Here is a 14,679-nt window from a genome sequence, read left to right as displayed (position 1 = left end):
GGGCGACGGCCTGCCGGAGGCCGCGGCGGCCGGCCTGCTGTCCGCGCTCGCCCACGACGCGCTGCGGCGAGCCGTGCGCGGGGCCGGGCGGACCGCGGTGATCCCCCGGGCCGTGTTCGCCGACGACGTGGAGGCGACCTTCCTGCTGCGTTCCGCCGGGCATCTGGGGCTGGACGTCGAACTCCTCGACCTCGGGGAGGCGGACCGCACCGGGGCGTCCGTCGTACTGGCCAGGAGCCGGCCGGCGGAGGGGGACGGACCGGGCCACTGGGCCACCGGCTCCGCCCTGGACCGGACGGCCGCGGCCACCGACGCGCTGCGCGACCTGCTCGGCACCGTCCAGCTCGCCGCGGAGGGAGTGCTGGGCGCGCCCGACACCGGTGACCCGCTGCTGACCGACCTCGACGCGGCCCTGATACCGGTCACGGCCGAGGACGGCGCGGCCGGGCCGGACGCCGGCCCGGCCCCGGTGACCTGGACGGAGGTCCTGGAGCGGCTGGACGCCGCCGGGCGTGACGCCCTCGTCGTGCCCACGCACGCGGCCGACCTGCCCGCCGCCGGGATCCACACCGTCCGGGTCCTGCTCACCAAGGCGGCCGACGATGACCGCTGACCTCGCCCGGGCCGCCGTCGGCGGGACCGAGCAGCCGCGGCACCGGGCGTGCCGTCTCTTCGCGGAGGAACTCCGCGGCGCACTGGCGGAGTTGCCGTTCGAGCCGGGCCGCCCGGTGCCCGATGTCGCGGTCCTCGCCCTCGGGGTACGGGACGCCTTCGCCGCCCCCCTCCCCACCGACGGAGCTTCGCGCTCCGCGCTCCCCGTGCACCTGTACGGTCGGCATGTGCTGGTCGGCCCCTGGCCCGTGGAGGGAAGGGCCGGCTGCGGCGCGTGTCTGCGGCGCCGTTGGCAGGGAGTGCGCTCGGTCGGCCTGCGGGAGGGCCTCGAGCTGCGCGGCGGCACCCGGGAGGTGGGGCCGTGGCCCTACTCGGTGCCGTTCGCCGCGCAAACCGTCGCCGCACTGATCGCCAGGCTCGGCGCCGCTCCCCCCGACGAAGGGCGGCCCTTCCCCGACGTGTGGCTGGTGGACCTGGAGCACCTGACGGTCCGTCATCATCCGCTGGTGCCCGAGCCGGACTGCTCCGGCTGCGGCACACCGGAACCGGTGACCGCCGAGTCGGCCGCCCTCACCCTGCGGCCCGCGCCCAAGTACCGGCCGGGCGTCAGCCGGGTCCGGCCGGTGGACGCGTACGGCCTCCAGGTGGACGCGTTCGCCAACCCCCACTGGGGCGCCGTCGGACCGTCGGTGGTGTGCGACGTCACCTCGCCGACCACCTCCGCCACCGTGGGCTGCTTCTCCAGCCGCTCCGGCGACTACCTGCGGGAGACGTTCTGGGGCGGTCACGCCGACACCTACCACGCCAGCACCCGCATCGGTGTGCTGGAGGGTCTGGAGCGCTATGCCGGGATGCGCGCCCGGGGCCGCGCCCTCACCCTGACCGCCGCCCTGGACGATCTCGGGCCGACCGCCGTCGACCCGCGCGAGACCGGCCTGTACCCGGACGACTTCCACCGGGCGAACCCCTGGGTGCCGCCCTTCACCCCGGACCGTCCGATCCCCTGGGTGTGGGGCTGGTCGCTGCGGGACGCGCGCCCCCGCCCCGTCCCGGAGATCCTCGCCTACTACCACAAGCCCGGGATCGAGCACCGGTTCGTCCAGGAGAGCTCCAACGGCTGCGCCTCCGGGGGCAGTCTGGAGGAGGCCGTGCTCAGCGGCCTGATGGAGGTCCTGGAACGGGACGCCTTCCTGCTCGCCTGGCACGGCATGCAGCCGCTTCCCGAGATCGACCCGGCGACCAGCACCGACCCGTACACCCGGGTCATGGTGGACCGCATGGCCATGTACGGGTACCGGGCCAGGTTCTTCGACACCCGGATCACCTTCCCGGTCCCCGTGGTCACCGCGGTCGCCGAGCGGTTCGACGGCGGCCCCGCCCGGATGTGCTTCGGGGCCGGAGCCGGCCTCGACCCCGAGGCCGCGCTCGCCGCGGCCCTGTGCGAGATCGCCACCGACTCGGTGCAGCTCCTCCAGCGGTTCCGGCGCGACGAGGCCGGGTACCGCGCCATGGCCGAGGACCACGAGAAGATCACCAGTCTGCACGACCATCCGCTGGTCTACGCGGTACCGGAGATGGGCCGTTACGCCGACTTCCTGCTCCGCCGTTCCTCGCCCCCCGAGCCGTCGAGCGTGGCCGACCTGCGCTGGGCCCGCGCCGACGGCTCGGGTCCGGACGTACGCGACGATCTGCTCGCCGCGGTGGACGCCGTGACGTCCGCCGGATTCGACGTGGTCGTCGTCGACCAGACCGCGCCCGAGCAGCGCGCTCTCGGTCTGCACACCGTGAAGGTGCTGGTGCCCGGCCTGCTCCCGCTCGACTTCGGCTGGACCCGGCAGCGCGCCCGGCACATGCCCCGGATGCGCACGGCGCTGCGCGAGGCGGGCCTGCGGCCCGACGACCTGACCGAGGCCGACCTCAATCCCGGCCCGCACCCGTTCCCATGACCGGCCGTCCGTCCCCGGCGCGCGTGCGCCGGAAAAGCAAGCACACCGAGAGCACCGAGAAACTGATGAAAGGGGGATCCCATGGGGTACGCCCATGAGTACGCGCACGCCATCCTGCACCGCGGCCGCGTCCCGATGGAGCCCACCGACCATGTCGTGAACTGGGACGACGGCCCGCGCAAGGGCAAGTACTACCCGAACGCCGAGGCGTTCGCCCTGCCCGGCACCGAGGACCTCGCCGACGTCCCGGTCGCGCCGGGTCTGCTGCCCGGCACCGCCCGGGTCCAGGACGCCGACGGCTCGCCCGGGTTCGGCCTCCCGCTGCTGTCGGCGATGCTCCGGGACTCCTACGGGCTGACCGGGCGCCGCCTCGGCATCCAGGCCAACACCGACCTGCCCGGACTGCCGTACTACACCCACGCGAACTGGTCGCGCGGCACCGCGGGCGGCGGCGGGCTCTACCCGGTGGGCATCCACTGGGCGTCCGGCCCCTCCGGCCCCCTCACCCCGGGTCTGCACCACTACGACATCCACCGGCACGCCCTGCAACGGCTGCTGGCCGGCGACGTCACGGACCGGGTCCGGGGCGCGCTCGGCGCGGACGCGCCCGCCGAGGCCCTCGAGACCGACCAGTACCTGCTGCTCGGCGTCAAGTACTGGCAGAACTCCTTCAAGTACAACAGCTTCTCGTTCCACGTGGTCACCACCGACATCGGCACCCTCGTGCAGACCTGGCGGATCTGGGCCGCCGCCCGGGGCCTGCGGCTCGCCCCCGTGCTGTGGTTCGACGAGCCCCGGCTGAACGAGCTCCTCGGAACGGCGGGCGAGGAGGAGACGGTGTTCGCCGTCGTGCCGCTGCACTGGGACGGGACGGCTCCCCGCCCGGACGCCGCCGCCCGCCCGGCCGTCCCCCGCACGGACCCGCGCCATCGGCCGGCCGTCCGGCACCGGGACGTCGAACGCTCGCGCACCCTGCTGGACTTCACCGCGCTGAGCGAGATGCACGCGGCCACCCTGGAGGGCGCCGCCGACCGGCCCGCCCCCGGGGCGCTGGCCGTCGCCGCGGCCCTTCCCACCGCCGGTGCGGACGCCGACGCCGTAGGCACCCCCGTGGCTCTGCCCGAGCCTGCCTTCCCGGACACCGGCGTCCGCCGCGCCCTGCGCGACCGCCGTTCCAGTTTCGGCAGGTTCGACGCCCGTCGTCCGGTCGGCACCGGGGACCTCTCGGCGGTGCTCGCCGCCTGTGCCGGGACCCGGCTGGCCGGCGACACCGATCCGTCCGGCGAGGTCCGGCTCGCCAAGCTGTACGCCTTCGTCAACCACGTGGAGGGCGTGGAGCAGGGGGCGTACGCGTACGACCCCGACCGTGACGAGCTGTGCCCGGTCGCCCCGGGCCCGCAGGGTTCCTTCCTCCAGGAGAACTACTTCCTGGCCAACTACAACCTGGAGCAGGCCGGTGCGGTCCTGGTGCCCACCGTGCGCACCACCGCGGTCCTGGACACCCTCGGCGACCGCGGCTACCGGCTCGCCGTCGGCACCGCCGGAGCCGTCGCGCAGAGCTTCTACGTCGCGGCCTCCGCCCTGGGCCTGGGCGCCGGCGTGGCGCTGGGCTTCGACAACGTCTCGTTCGTCGAGCGGCTCGGGCTGACGGACGGCGACGAGGCCCCGCTGCTCATCATGGCCCTCGGTCACGAACGGCCCCAGCCCGCCGACTTCCGCCACGAGATCGCCTGACGGCCGCAGAGGATTCCCCATGACACCCACAGAGTCCGGCGCCACGGCCACAGCGGCAGGCGCCCCCACGGACACCGACGCGGCCGTCCCCACGGACACCGGGCCGGGCGCCGCCGCGGAGCCCGGCACCCGCTGGGAACTCGGCCGGCGCTTCATGCTCCGCGCGGCCGGCCTGCCCGTCGAGACGGTGCACGGCCTGCGTTGCCCCGGCACCCGCCGCTGGGCCGACGCCGTGCTGGCCGAGGAGGAACGTCTGACCGCCGCCGGGGCGGCCCTCAGCGACCTGCTGCACACCCTGGTCAAGTCGACCACCGGTCCCGACGAGGACCCGGGCGACGCCGCCGTGCGCCGCGGGCTGATCAACCTGCGCCGGCAGGTCTTCAACAACCGGCTGCCCGCCGACACCGAGGCCGCCGTCCAGCTGGTGACGGAGCAGGATCCTCAGACCGGCCGGCTCACCGCCCAGTGGCTGCACGACCGTGCCCGCCTCGAGGAACTGCGGGCCACCGGAGCGGACCTGCTCGCCGGTGAACTCCAGGAGAACCGGCGTGTGCTGCGCGACGTACTGACCGACGACCGGCTGCGCCTCGGCCTGCTGCTCGCCTCGCCCGCCCTCGACGGCCGGCTGGACGCCTACCTGCGCGACACCAGCCCGCGGCCCGGCAACCGGCTGCGCAAGATCGAGCGTTCCGCGCTGACCTACCTGTACCGCACGGCCTGCAAGACCAGCCCCTTCAGCACCTTCACCGGTATCGGCCCCGGCACCTTCGCGGGCGACCCGTCGGACGGCGGGGCCGCACTGCGCACCGGCGAGGACTGGGTGAGCCACGTACGGCTCAACGTGGTGGCACTGGCCCGGCTGACCGAACTGATCACGGCCGACCCCGGCCGCCGTCAGGACCTGCCGGTGGTCCTCTCCCCGGGCTGGGGACGCGACGCCGACCGCATCCGCTACGTACGCCATGTGATGACCGCGGGCGACGACAGCGCCGCCGTCACCTTCGACGCGGTCCGCGACCGGCTGTTCTACCTGCGCAGCAGCGGCACCCTGGAGCGGCTCCTGGAATGGCTCGGCGCCCAGGACGCGTCGGTGCGCCACCGGGACCTGGTGGCCTGGCTGGAGACCGAGCACGACGCCGGACGCGAGGAGTGCGAACGGTACGCGTCGGCCCTCCTGGACCTCGGCATGGTGCAGGTGCCGGTGCTCCGCGCGGACGTGCACGGTCAGGACCCGCTCCGCTCCTACCAGGACGCCCTGCGTTCCCTCGGGGCGCCCTGGGCCGACCGGCTGGCCCGCCTGCTGGACGGCCCGGCCGACTGCCTCGCCCGCTACCCCGGGGCCGACGTCGGGGAACGCCGCACGCTGCTGAGCACCCTGCGCGGTCGGCTGCTCGACGCGCAGCGGGAACTGGGGGCGGCCGAACCGGCCCTTCCGCAGACCCTGGTGTACGAGGACGTCGACACCGGCGACGAGCTGACCTGCGGGCCCGCCGTACTGGGCGGGGAGACCGGCCGGGCCCTGCGGGCCGTCGAGGGCATTCTGCCGCTCTTCGACCTGACCCTGCCCCAACGCATCACGCTGTTGGGCTTCTTCACCGCCCGCTACGGCCGCGGCGGCCGCTGCGACGACCTGCTCGGCCTGGTCCACGACTTCCACGAGGACTTCTTCGACCAGTACGTCTCCTTCACCTCCAAACGCGCCTCCTACGACGAGAACGGCACCTATCTGCCCGAGGAGAACTGGCTCGGGCAGAGCGAGATGAAGGCTCTCGACCGGGCCCGCCGCCACTTCCACGAGGGCATGAAGGACCTGTGGCGGCGGCACGGCACGGTGGCCGACGCCGACGTCGAGGAGATCGAACTGCCGGACCGGCTGCTTTCCGAGACCGCCGGTGAACTCGCCCCGCTCACCGGCGACTTCACACCTCAGAGCCATCACATCCAGCTGTCCCGTCCGCCCGGCGGCCGGCCGCTGGTCGTCCTCAACAAGTCCTACGGCGGACTGGCCTTCCCCTTCAGCCGGTTCACCCACCTCTACGACGGCACCGGAGCGGACACCGACCCGGCGGCACCCGGCTTCTCCGACACCCTGCGCGAGGAGATGGCGGCCCGCCGGCCGAAGGGCGCCGTGTTCGCGGAGGTCACCGGAGGGCCGGTCAGCAGCAACCTGAACCTGCACGGCCGGCTGACCGACCACCAGATCGTCTGCCCGGGCGAGACCAGCACGGTGCCCGAGGACGCCCGGATCCATCTCGACGACCTCTACATCCAGCACGACGAGCAGGCCGGCCGCCTGGTCCTGCGCTCCCGCCGTCTCAACCATGAGGTCGTGCCGGTCTATCTCGGCTACCTCGTGCCCATCGCGCTCCCCGAGATCCCGCGCACCCTGCTGCTCCTCTCCCCCAGCACCATGGCCCCCTTCGACGTGTGGGCGGGGGTGCCCGAGGGCGAGGCCGAGAACGGGGTCACCCGCAGGCCCCGGGTCCGGCACGGAAACGTGGTGGTCAGCCGGCGCAGCTGGACCGCGGAGGCGGAGTGCCTGCCGGCCCGCCGCCCCGGGGCCGGGGAGGAGGAGCACTACCTGGAGTACCGGCGCTGGCGGCGCGTCCACGGCCTGCCCGACCGCTGCTTCGCCACGGTCTCCCACGTCGACCAGGGACCGATCGGGGCCAAGCCCGTCCACGTCGACTTCGACAGCCCGCTCTCCCTGTCCGCGTTCGACGCCCTGGTGGAGCGCAGGCCGGGCACCCGGGTGACCTTCCGGGAGATGCTCCCCGCCGAGGACGGGCTCCACCTCACCTCCCACCGCGGCCGGCATGTGGCCGAGCTCGCCGTGGAGACCTTCACCACCCGCCGACTGCCGCAGTCCGAACCGGAGGCCGCCCCGTCATGCCCGAACTGACCGAACCCGCGGCCTTCCGGCCGGACCCCGAGGGCACCGGGCCCTCGCCCTGGCTGGCCCTGCACGTCTTCTACGCCGCCAACCCCCAGCCGCTGCTGGTGAACTGCGTCCGCCCGCTGGTCGACCGGCTCACCGAGGACGGTCTGCTGTCCGGCTACTTCTTCATCAACTACTGGCTGGAGGGGCCGCACATCAGGCTGCGCCTGCGCCCGAGCGGCCCCGACGCCGAGGCCGAGGTGCGCCGCCGCACCGAGGAGGCGATCAACGCCTTCCTGAAGGCCCGCCCCGCCCTCTACGAGGTCGACTCCGGCTTCCTCAAGGACTTCTACAACTCCCTCTTCGACATCGAGTTCCCCGGCGAGGACCGGAACAAGTACATGGGCCCGGACGGCCTGATGAACCTCAGGCCGAACAACTCCTTCTCCTACGAGGTCTACGCCCCCGAGTACGCCAAGTACGGCGGACCGGCCGGGGTGGACCTCGCCGAATGGCACTTCCGCCATTCCAGCGACCTGGTCCTGGAGGCGTACCGGAGCATGAACCTGCACCTGCGGACGGTACTGCTCGGTACCTCCGCCCAGCTGATGATGGTGATGGCGAGCTGCTTCCTGCCCGAGGAGGAACGGCTCGCGGACTACCTCGACTCCTACTACGCCTTCTGGCACCGGCTGTTCCCCGGTACCAACTTCATCGGGTCCACCGAGTACGAGCGCACCTACGAGCGCATGGCGCCGTCCCTCGGCGCTCGGTTCGCGCAGATCAGGCAGGCCGTGGCGAGCGGCGACCTGTCCCGGTTGCCGGCGTTCCTGCGGCGCTGGGCCGAACACTGCCTGGAGCTGCGCCGGCGGGTGGTGGACCTCACCGAGCGCGGCGAACTCGCCTTCCCGGCCTGGGACGGCCCGGCCCGCGAGGACACCGGCCAGGAGCGCGCCGAGGACCCCGACGCGGCTCCTCTGGTGACCGTCACCCACGCGCCCGCGGTGCTGCCCCGCCTGCTGTCCCCGTACATGCACATGACCAACAACCGGCTGCATGTGACGATCCGGGACGAGGCGTACCTGGCCTTCATCCTGGGCCGGGTGCTGCGCGAGCCGGCCGACGGACGGCAGGCGGTCTCATGAGCGCCACCGACCGGTCGCCCACCAGCCACTCCTCCCTCGGCGACCACTCCGCCGTGGGCGACCGCGCCGCCGCCGACCACGTGGCCGCGGACCGCGCCTCCGCCGCCCGCGCGTACCGCCCCGCGCTGCGTCCGGGCGTGCTGATCGGTCCGCCCCTGCTGCGCGGTCCGCGCACCGTCCACCTCATCAAGCACCCGGTCAGCGGTGCCGCGTTCGAGGTGGGCCCCAAGGAGCACTTCGTCATCAGCCGGCTCGACGGGACCCGGAACGCCGACGACGTCGTGGCCGAGTACGCGGCCCGGTTCCGCCTCCGGCTCCCCGAGGAGCAGTGGACCCGGCTGCTCGGCCTGCTCGGCACCCGCGGACTGCTCGCCGGGTCCCCGGACCCCGCGCCGCCCGAGCCGCCCCCGGCCCGCACCGGCACCTTCTGGAAGGGCAGCCGGCGGACCGTCGCCGACGCGCACGGGACCACCGGACGCCTCCACCGGCTGCTGCGTCCGCTGCTCCGCCCCTGGGCTCAACTGCCGCTGGTGGCCGCAGTACTGGTGCTGATCGTCGCCGTGCTCGCGGATCCGGTGGCCGCCCTCGACGGAACGTGGGAGCTGCTGACCCGTCCGCTCGTGCTGATCCCGTTCGCGGTCTTCCTCTGGTTCAGCATCTGCCTGCACGAACTCGCCCACGGGATCGCCGCCCGGCACTACGGCGGTGTGGTCACCGAGATCGGGCTGCGCTGGCGGTTTCCGACCATGATGATGTACTGCACGGTCGACAACTACCTGTTCCTGCCCGGCCTGCGGGCGAAGCTGGTGGTCGCCGCCGCGGGCGCGTACGTCAACCTGGTGCTCCTGCTGCCCTTCGCGCTGTGGTGGGCTCTGCTGGACCCGGCCGATCCGGGCCGCCCGGTGCTCACCGGGATGCTCTTCGTCGGCGTCGTGCAGGCCCTGAGCAACCTGGTCCCGCTGCCGCCGCTGGACGGGTACCGCATGCTCGGTCACACCGTGGGCGCCGCCAACCTCGCCCCGGAGACGGGGACTTACCTGACCCTGCGCAGGCAGGGACGGGACGCCGTCGCCGCCTACCCGCGGCGCGCCCGCCGTCTCTACACCTCCTACGCCGTCACGGCCGCCGCTCTCGTCCTGCTCGCGGTGGCCGGAACCGGCACCGCCCTCGTCCTCCTGCTGCTCCGATGACGTCCCCACCCCGAAAGATCACGCAACTCATGAATGAGGTATCCCCCTATGACCTCCCCCTCCTCCTCCCCCACCGCAGACCGCGGAGCCGGGCCGGCCGTCTCGGTCGGTGACGTGACCAAGAGTTACGGCGACCGGCGGGCCGTCGACGGGGTCTCCCTGGACGTCCGGCGCGGCGAGTTCTTCGGGTTGCTCGGCCCCAACGGCGCCGGGAAGTCCACCCTGGTGGAGATCATGGAAGGGCTGCGCCAGGCCGACTCCGGCTCGGTCACGGTGTTCGGCGAGTCGCCCTGGCCGCGCAACACCGGTCTGCTGCCGCGCATGGGCGTGCAGACCCAGTCGTCGGCGTTCTTCGTGCGGCAGACCGTCCACGAGCACCTGCGTACGGTGGCGGCCCTGTTCGGCGCGGAGCGCGCCGCCGTCGACGCCACTTTGGACGCCGTGGGCCTCGGCGGGCGGCACGACGTCCGGGTCGACGACCTCTCCGGCGGCCAGCGGCAGCGGCTCGCCATCGCCTCCGCGCTGGTCCACGGACCCGAGCTGATCTTCCTGGACGAGCCGACCGCCGCGCTCGACCCGGAGGGCCGGCGCGCTCTGTGGGAGGTCCTGCGAGGCCTCAAGGCGGAGGGCCGGACCATCGTGTACACCACCCACCACCTGGACGAGGCGGAGGCGCTCTGCGACCGCGTCGGCATCCTGGTGGCCGGCCGGCTCGTCGTCACCGACGAGCCGCAGCACCTGATCGGAACCTTCGGCGCCACCAGCCGGATGCTGGTACCGCTCGGCCGGATCGACGAGCGGAAGGCCGCGTCCCTCCCCGGCGTGGACGCCGTCACCGTGCAGGGCGGACACCTCGTCCTGGAGACCCGCGCCACCGGCCGGGTCCTCGCCGCCCTCGACGCCGTCACCGGTCTGGACGGTGTGCAGACCCGCACCCCCAGCCTCGAGGACGTCTACCTCGACATCACCGCCCGGCAGAACCCGCAGAACCCCCTCGCCTCGAACAACCAGGAGCACCAGGTATGAGCGCCTACACCGCGCTGACCGCGGCGGGCTACCGCGCCCAGGTCCGGGACAAGACGACCGTCTTCTTCACCTTCGCCTTCCCGCTGATCTTCCTCGTCGTCTTCGGACTCATCTTCCGGGGCCAGGCCGTCGAGGAGAGCGGCTTCTCCTACCTCTCCTACACCGCCGCCGGAGTGCTCTCCTGGGGCGTCGCCAACGCCGCCGTCTTCGGCATCGGATTCACGCTGATGCAGTGGCGCGCGGACGACATCCTGCGGATGATCCGCATGTCGCCGGCCCCGCTGTCCTCCGTCATCGGGTCCCGCTACGTCCTGGCCCTGGGCGTGGGACTCGTCCAGTCGGTCCTGTTCGTCGGGGTGGCGATGCTCCCCGGGTTCGACCTGGTGCCCGCGTCCCGCTGGCCCCTGCTGATCCCCGTCATGGTCCTCGGCATCACCGCCTTCCTGCTGCTCGGGGTGATCGTCGGCAGCATCGCCGACACCCCGGAGTCGGTCGCCGGCATCGCCAACTTCCTGATGCTGCCGATGGCCTTCCTGTCCGGGTCGTTCTTCCCGCTGGACGCCATGCCGGACTGGCTGCAGAAGATCTCGCTGGCCATGCCGCTGCGCTACCTCAACGACGCGGTGTCGGCCGCCCTGATCGGCCGCGGCGACCTCTCCGACATCGGCCTGGGGTCTCTCGGACTCGTCGCGTTCGCCGTCGTCTTCGGGGCGATCGCGGCGCGCACCTTCCGCTGGACGAAGAGCTCATGACCACCGCGATCCGCCCGCTTCCGCATCCGATGGAGGAGGCCCGCGGCACCCTCCAGGCGTTCCTGGACGGCCGCTTCGGTTCCGACGCCCCCCGGGTCGTGCCGGTCGGTGCCGTCGGCGCGGGCGGCGGGGACGCCGGGGCCCGGGACCCGTGGGCCGCGGAGCGTCCGACGGCGCTGGTCCACGTCAGCGCCTCGGCGATCCTGCTCGGCCCCTGGGGAGGCGACGGCGAGGCACCCGCCTGCGGCCGCTGCCTCGCCCTGCGGTGGCAGCGGCTGCGCAGCCGCAGTGAGCGCAACGCCCTGGAGACCGGCGGCGCCGACGGGCCCCGCCCGGCCGGCGCCTGGCCGCTGCTCACCGGCCACGTCCACGACACCGTGGCCGCGCTGTGCGAGGCCCTGCTGCACGGACCGCGCCCGGTGCCCCCCGCCGAGCACCCGGCGGACCGCGCCCTGCCCCAGGTGACCCGGCTGGACCTGGCGAACCTGACGGTCAGGACGTATCCGCTGCTCGCCGACCCGATGTGCCCGGACTGCGGCCCCCGCGTCCGGCCCCGGGCGGCGGACGAGGTCCGGCCGCTCGCCCTCGCTCCGCGTCCCAAACCGGATCCCGGCACCTACCGGCTGCGCTCGGCCTTCGCGTACCCGCTGCCCACCGATGCCCTGGCCAACCCGGTGTGCGGCGCCCTGGGCGCCGGGACCTGGACGGACGTCACCTCGTCCACCACCGCCCCGGTGGCCGGCAGCGCGTTCGTACGGGGGTACGCGGGGCTCCACGACGTCACCTGGAGCGGGCAGGAGAACTCCTTCGCCACCAGCCGCCGGCTCGCGTTCCTCGAGGGTCTGGAGCGGTACGCGGGAACCCACCGGCGCGGCGGTGCGGCGCCGGTGGTCGGCTCGTACGACGAACTGGGATCCGACGCGATCGACCCGGCGGTGTGCGGCCTGTACAGCCCGGAGACCTACCGGGACGACCCCTCGGTCGAGCCCTTCGACCCGGGCCGGCCCATCCCCTGGGAGTGGGGCTGGTCGCTGCGGGACGAGCGTGCCGTCCTGGTGCCGTCGCGGCTGGTCTACTACAGCATCCCGCTGGCCGACGACAACTTCGTCTTCGAGTGCTCCAACGGCTGTGCCATCGGCGGGTGCCTGGAGGAGGCCGTCCTGGGCGGCCTGCTCGAACTCGTCGAGCGGGACTCCTTCCTGAACGGCTGGTACGGCGCGGCCCGGCTGCCCCGCATCGACCTGGAGACGGTCGGCAGTCCCACGGCGGTCGCCATGGCCGAGCGGGCCGCCCTGCAGGGCTACGACGTCCACGCCTTCGACAACCGGATCGACCTGGCGATCCCGGCCGTCACCGTGGTCGGCGTCCGCCGGGACGGGGGCCCGGGCACCCTGTCCTTCGCGGCCGCGGCCTCACTGGACCCGAGGTCCGCGGTCGAGGGGGCCCTGTCCGAAGTGCTGAGCTACATCCCGCACCTGGCCCGGCAGACCGCCGAACGCCGCGACGAACTGGAGGCCATGGCCGACGACTTCTTCCTGGTGCGCCATCTGAAGGACCACCCCCAGCTCTACGGGCTGCCCCGCATGGCCGCGTACGCGCGGAGCTATCTGGAGCCGTCCGGGGCCCGTCCCTTCGACGAGGTGTACCGGGACTGGGAGAGCCACGGCCGCCCCCGCACCGGCGACCTGCGCGACGACGTCGCCGTGGTCCGGGACGAACTGGTGCGGGCGGGCCACGACGTCATCGTCGTCGACCAGACCTCGCCCGAGCAGGAGCGGATGGGGCTGCGGACGGTGAGCACGGTGGTGCCGGGGCTGCTGCCGATCGACTTCGGCTGGAACCGGCAGCGGGCCCCGCTGATGCCCCGGCTGCGCACCGCGCTGCGTCGCGGCGGGCACCGGGACCGCGACCTCACCGACGCGGAGATCCACCGGGCCCCGCACCCCTTCCCCTGAACCCGTCCCCCGGGCCTCCCCGCACCGCGGCGGAGGCCCGGCCGTTTTCCGGAGCACGTCCATGACTTCACCGCCCCACCCCGCCCCGGGCCCGGCACCAGCCGTCCCCGGACCCCCGCCCGCACCCGGTCACGGCTCGCTGCCGCCGGGCGCCGAGCAGCTCCTCACCCGCGTGGGGGAGGTGCTGAAGCCCGCCCTCACGCACTACCTGGACCTGCACGCGCACCCGGAGGTGTCCGGGGCCGAGGCCCGCACCGCGGACCGCTTCGGCCGGCGCCTCGCGGCGGCCGGCTGCGAGCTCACCCACCAGGTGGGCGGCCACGGCGTCGTCGGGGTGCTCCGCAACGGGGAGGGCCCCCGCGTCTGGCTGCGGGCCGAGCTGGACGCGCTCCCGATGCGCGAGCGGTCCGGGCTGCCGTACGCCAGCCGCAACGACGCCATGCACGCCTGCGGCCACGACCTGCACCTGGCCGCGGCCGCCGGCGCCGCGGACCTGCTCGCCCGGCTGTCCGACCGGTGGCGGGGCACCCTGCTGGTGGTGGGGCAGCCGGCCGAGGAGACGCTGGCCGGGGCCGGGGCCATGCTCCGCGACGGCCTGTACGAACGGTTCGGCAGACCCGATGTCGTCCTCGCCCAGCATGCCGCGCCGATGCCCTCCGGCACCGTCGCGCACGCGACGGGCCAGGCACCGATGGCGGCGGCCGGCGCGGTGCTCGACGTGGTGCTGCACGGACGCGGCGGTCACGTCGCCACCCCGCACCTGGCGGTGGATCCGGTCGTCACCGCGGCAGCCGTCGTCACCCGGCTCCAGAACGTCGTCGCCCGCGAGACCGCACCCGCCGACCAGGTGACGCTGACCGTGGGGACCGTGCGGGCCGGGACGGCCGCCAACGTCATACCGGACCACGCCGTGCTCGGCATCGCGGTCCGCGCGGCCGGCGAGGCGTCCCTGGACCGGGCGCTGGCCGCGGTGCGCCGCATCGTGCTCGCCGAGAGCGCCGCGGCGGGCGCTCCCCGGGAACCCGAGGTGACCGTCGTCTCCCGCTCGGCGGCCCTGTTGTGCGACCCGCACACCACCGGTTCGGTACGGCGGGCCCACACGGGGCTCCTGGGGCCCGCGCGGGTGCTGCCCTGGCCGGGGACGATGGCCACGGAGGACTTCCCCCTGTTCGGGGACGCCGGAGCCGCGATCCACGGGGAGCGCGGAATCCCGCTGGTCTACTGGATGCTGGGCGTGGCGGACCCAAAGGCCTGGCTCCGGAGGACGACCGACGGCCCGGACGCAGCACCACCGCCGGCCCCGAACCACTCCCCGCACTTCGCCCCGCACATCGGCAGCGCCCTGCGCCCGGCGATCGCCGCGCTGACGGTCGCGGCACTCGACCGGTTCGCCGCAGCATGAAGGCTCGACCGCGCGCTCGGCCACGGATCCACGGATCCG

9 protein-coding genes and 1 pseudogene are annotated in these 14,679 nt (G+C 73.9%); all 10 read left to right on the top strand.

Annotated elements, in window-relative coordinates; genetic code table 11:
* Positions 1-613: pseudogene (locus JL475_RS09490) on the top strand (hypothetical protein); the annotation flags it as partial.
* On the top strand, positions 603-2,558 hold the full coding sequence (locus JL475_RS09485; protein ID WP_202277002.1) for a TOMM precursor leader peptide-binding protein: 1,956 nt from the start codon (positions 603-605) through the stop codon (positions 2,556-2,558). The pseudogene JL475_RS09490 and the gene JL475_RS09485, both read left to right, overlap by 11 nt.
* A gap of 81 nt (positions 2,559-2,639) precedes the next feature.
* Positions 2,640-4,292 (top strand): nitroreductase family protein, encoded by a 1,653-nt coding sequence (locus JL475_RS09480; RefSeq protein ID WP_202277001.1) that lies wholly within the window; start codon positions 2,640-2,642, stop codon positions 4,290-4,292.
* A 154-nt stretch (positions 4,293-4,446) separates the two neighbouring features.
* On the top strand, positions 4,447-7,194 hold the full coding sequence (locus JL475_RS09475) for a lantibiotic dehydratase (protein ID WP_237406708.1): 2,748 nt from the start codon (positions 4,447-4,449) through the stop codon (positions 7,192-7,194).
* Positions 7,182-8,315 (top strand): lantibiotic dehydratase C-terminal domain-containing protein, encoded by a 1,134-nt coding sequence (locus JL475_RS09470; RefSeq protein ID WP_202276999.1) that lies wholly within the window; start codon positions 7,182-7,184, stop codon positions 8,313-8,315. The genes JL475_RS09475 and JL475_RS09470 overlap by 13 nt, the downstream gene beginning before the upstream one ends.
* A complete protein-coding gene (locus JL475_RS09465) occupies positions 8,312-9,505 on the top strand; it encodes a metalloprotease (RefSeq protein WP_237406653.1) in 1,194 nt (397 codons plus the stop codon). The genes JL475_RS09470 and JL475_RS09465 overlap by 4 nt, the downstream gene beginning before the upstream one ends.
* A 48-nt stretch (positions 9,506-9,553) precedes the next feature.
* Positions 9,554-10,531: an ABC transporter ATP-binding protein gene (locus tag JL475_RS09460; protein ID WP_237406651.1), complete on the top strand. Its 978-nt coding sequence runs from the start codon at positions 9,554-9,556 to the stop codon at positions 10,529-10,531.
* Positions 10,528-11,283, top strand: coding sequence for an ABC transporter permease (locus JL475_RS09455; protein ID WP_202276997.1), 756 nt, complete (start codon positions 10,528-10,530; stop codon positions 11,281-11,283). The genes JL475_RS09460 and JL475_RS09455 overlap by 4 nt, the downstream gene beginning before the upstream one ends.
* Positions 11,280-13,238, top strand: a complete 1,959-nt coding sequence (locus JL475_RS09450) for a TOMM precursor leader peptide-binding protein (protein WP_237406649.1) — start codon at positions 11,280-11,282, stop codon at positions 13,236-13,238. Before JL475_RS09455 ends, JL475_RS09450 begins: the two co-directional genes overlap by 4 nt.
* A gap of 61 nt (positions 13,239-13,299) precedes the next feature.
* The gene (locus JL475_RS09445; RefSeq protein WP_202276996.1) at positions 13,300-14,640 is read left to right on the top strand and encodes an amidohydrolase; all 1,341 of its coding nucleotides are present in this window, start codon (positions 13,300-13,302) and stop codon (positions 14,638-14,640) included.
* Positions 14,641-14,679: the final 39 nt, after the last annotated feature.

Origin of the sequence: Streptomyces sp. M2CJ-2, from assembly GCF_016757295.1 — a bacterium.
GTDB lineage: Bacteria > Actinomycetota > Actinomycetes > Streptomycetales > Streptomycetaceae > Streptomyces.
The sequence above is the reverse complement of the archived record's forward strand: the minus strand, read 5'-3'. Positions and strand labels throughout refer to the sequence as shown.

What these genes read in the sequence shown, in the direction of transcription:
- JL475_RS09485 (WP_202277002.1), top strand. Translation starts at nt 603, where the DNA reads ATGACCGCTGACCTCGCCCGGGCCGCCGTCGGCGGGACCGAGCAGCCG.
- JL475_RS09480 (WP_202277001.1), top strand. Translation starts at nt 2,640, where the DNA reads ATGGGGTACGCCCATGAGTACGCGCACGCCATCCTGCACCGCGGCCGC.
- JL475_RS09475 (WP_237406708.1), top strand. Translation starts at nt 4,447, where the DNA reads ATGCTCCGCGCGGCCGGCCTGCCCGTCGAGACGGTGCACGGCCTGCGT.
- JL475_RS09470 (WP_202276999.1), top strand. Translation starts at nt 7,182, where the DNA reads ATGCCCGAACTGACCGAACCCGCGGCCTTCCGGCCGGACCCCGAGGGC.
- JL475_RS09465 (WP_237406653.1), top strand. Translation starts at nt 8,312, where the DNA reads ATGAGCGCCACCGACCGGTCGCCCACCAGCCACTCCTCCCTCGGCGAC.
- JL475_RS09460 (WP_237406651.1), top strand. Translation starts at nt 9,554, where the DNA reads ATGACCTCCCCCTCCTCCTCCCCCACCGCAGACCGCGGAGCCGGGCCG.
- JL475_RS09455 (WP_202276997.1), top strand. Translation starts at nt 10,528, where the DNA reads ATGAGCGCCTACACCGCGCTGACCGCGGCGGGCTACCGCGCCCAGGTC.
- JL475_RS09450 (WP_237406649.1), top strand. Translation starts at nt 11,280, where the DNA reads ATGACCACCGCGATCCGCCCGCTTCCGCATCCGATGGAGGAGGCCCGC.
- JL475_RS09445 (WP_202276996.1), top strand. Translation starts at nt 13,300, where the DNA reads ATGACTTCACCGCCCCACCCCGCCCCGGGCCCGGCACCAGCCGTCCCC.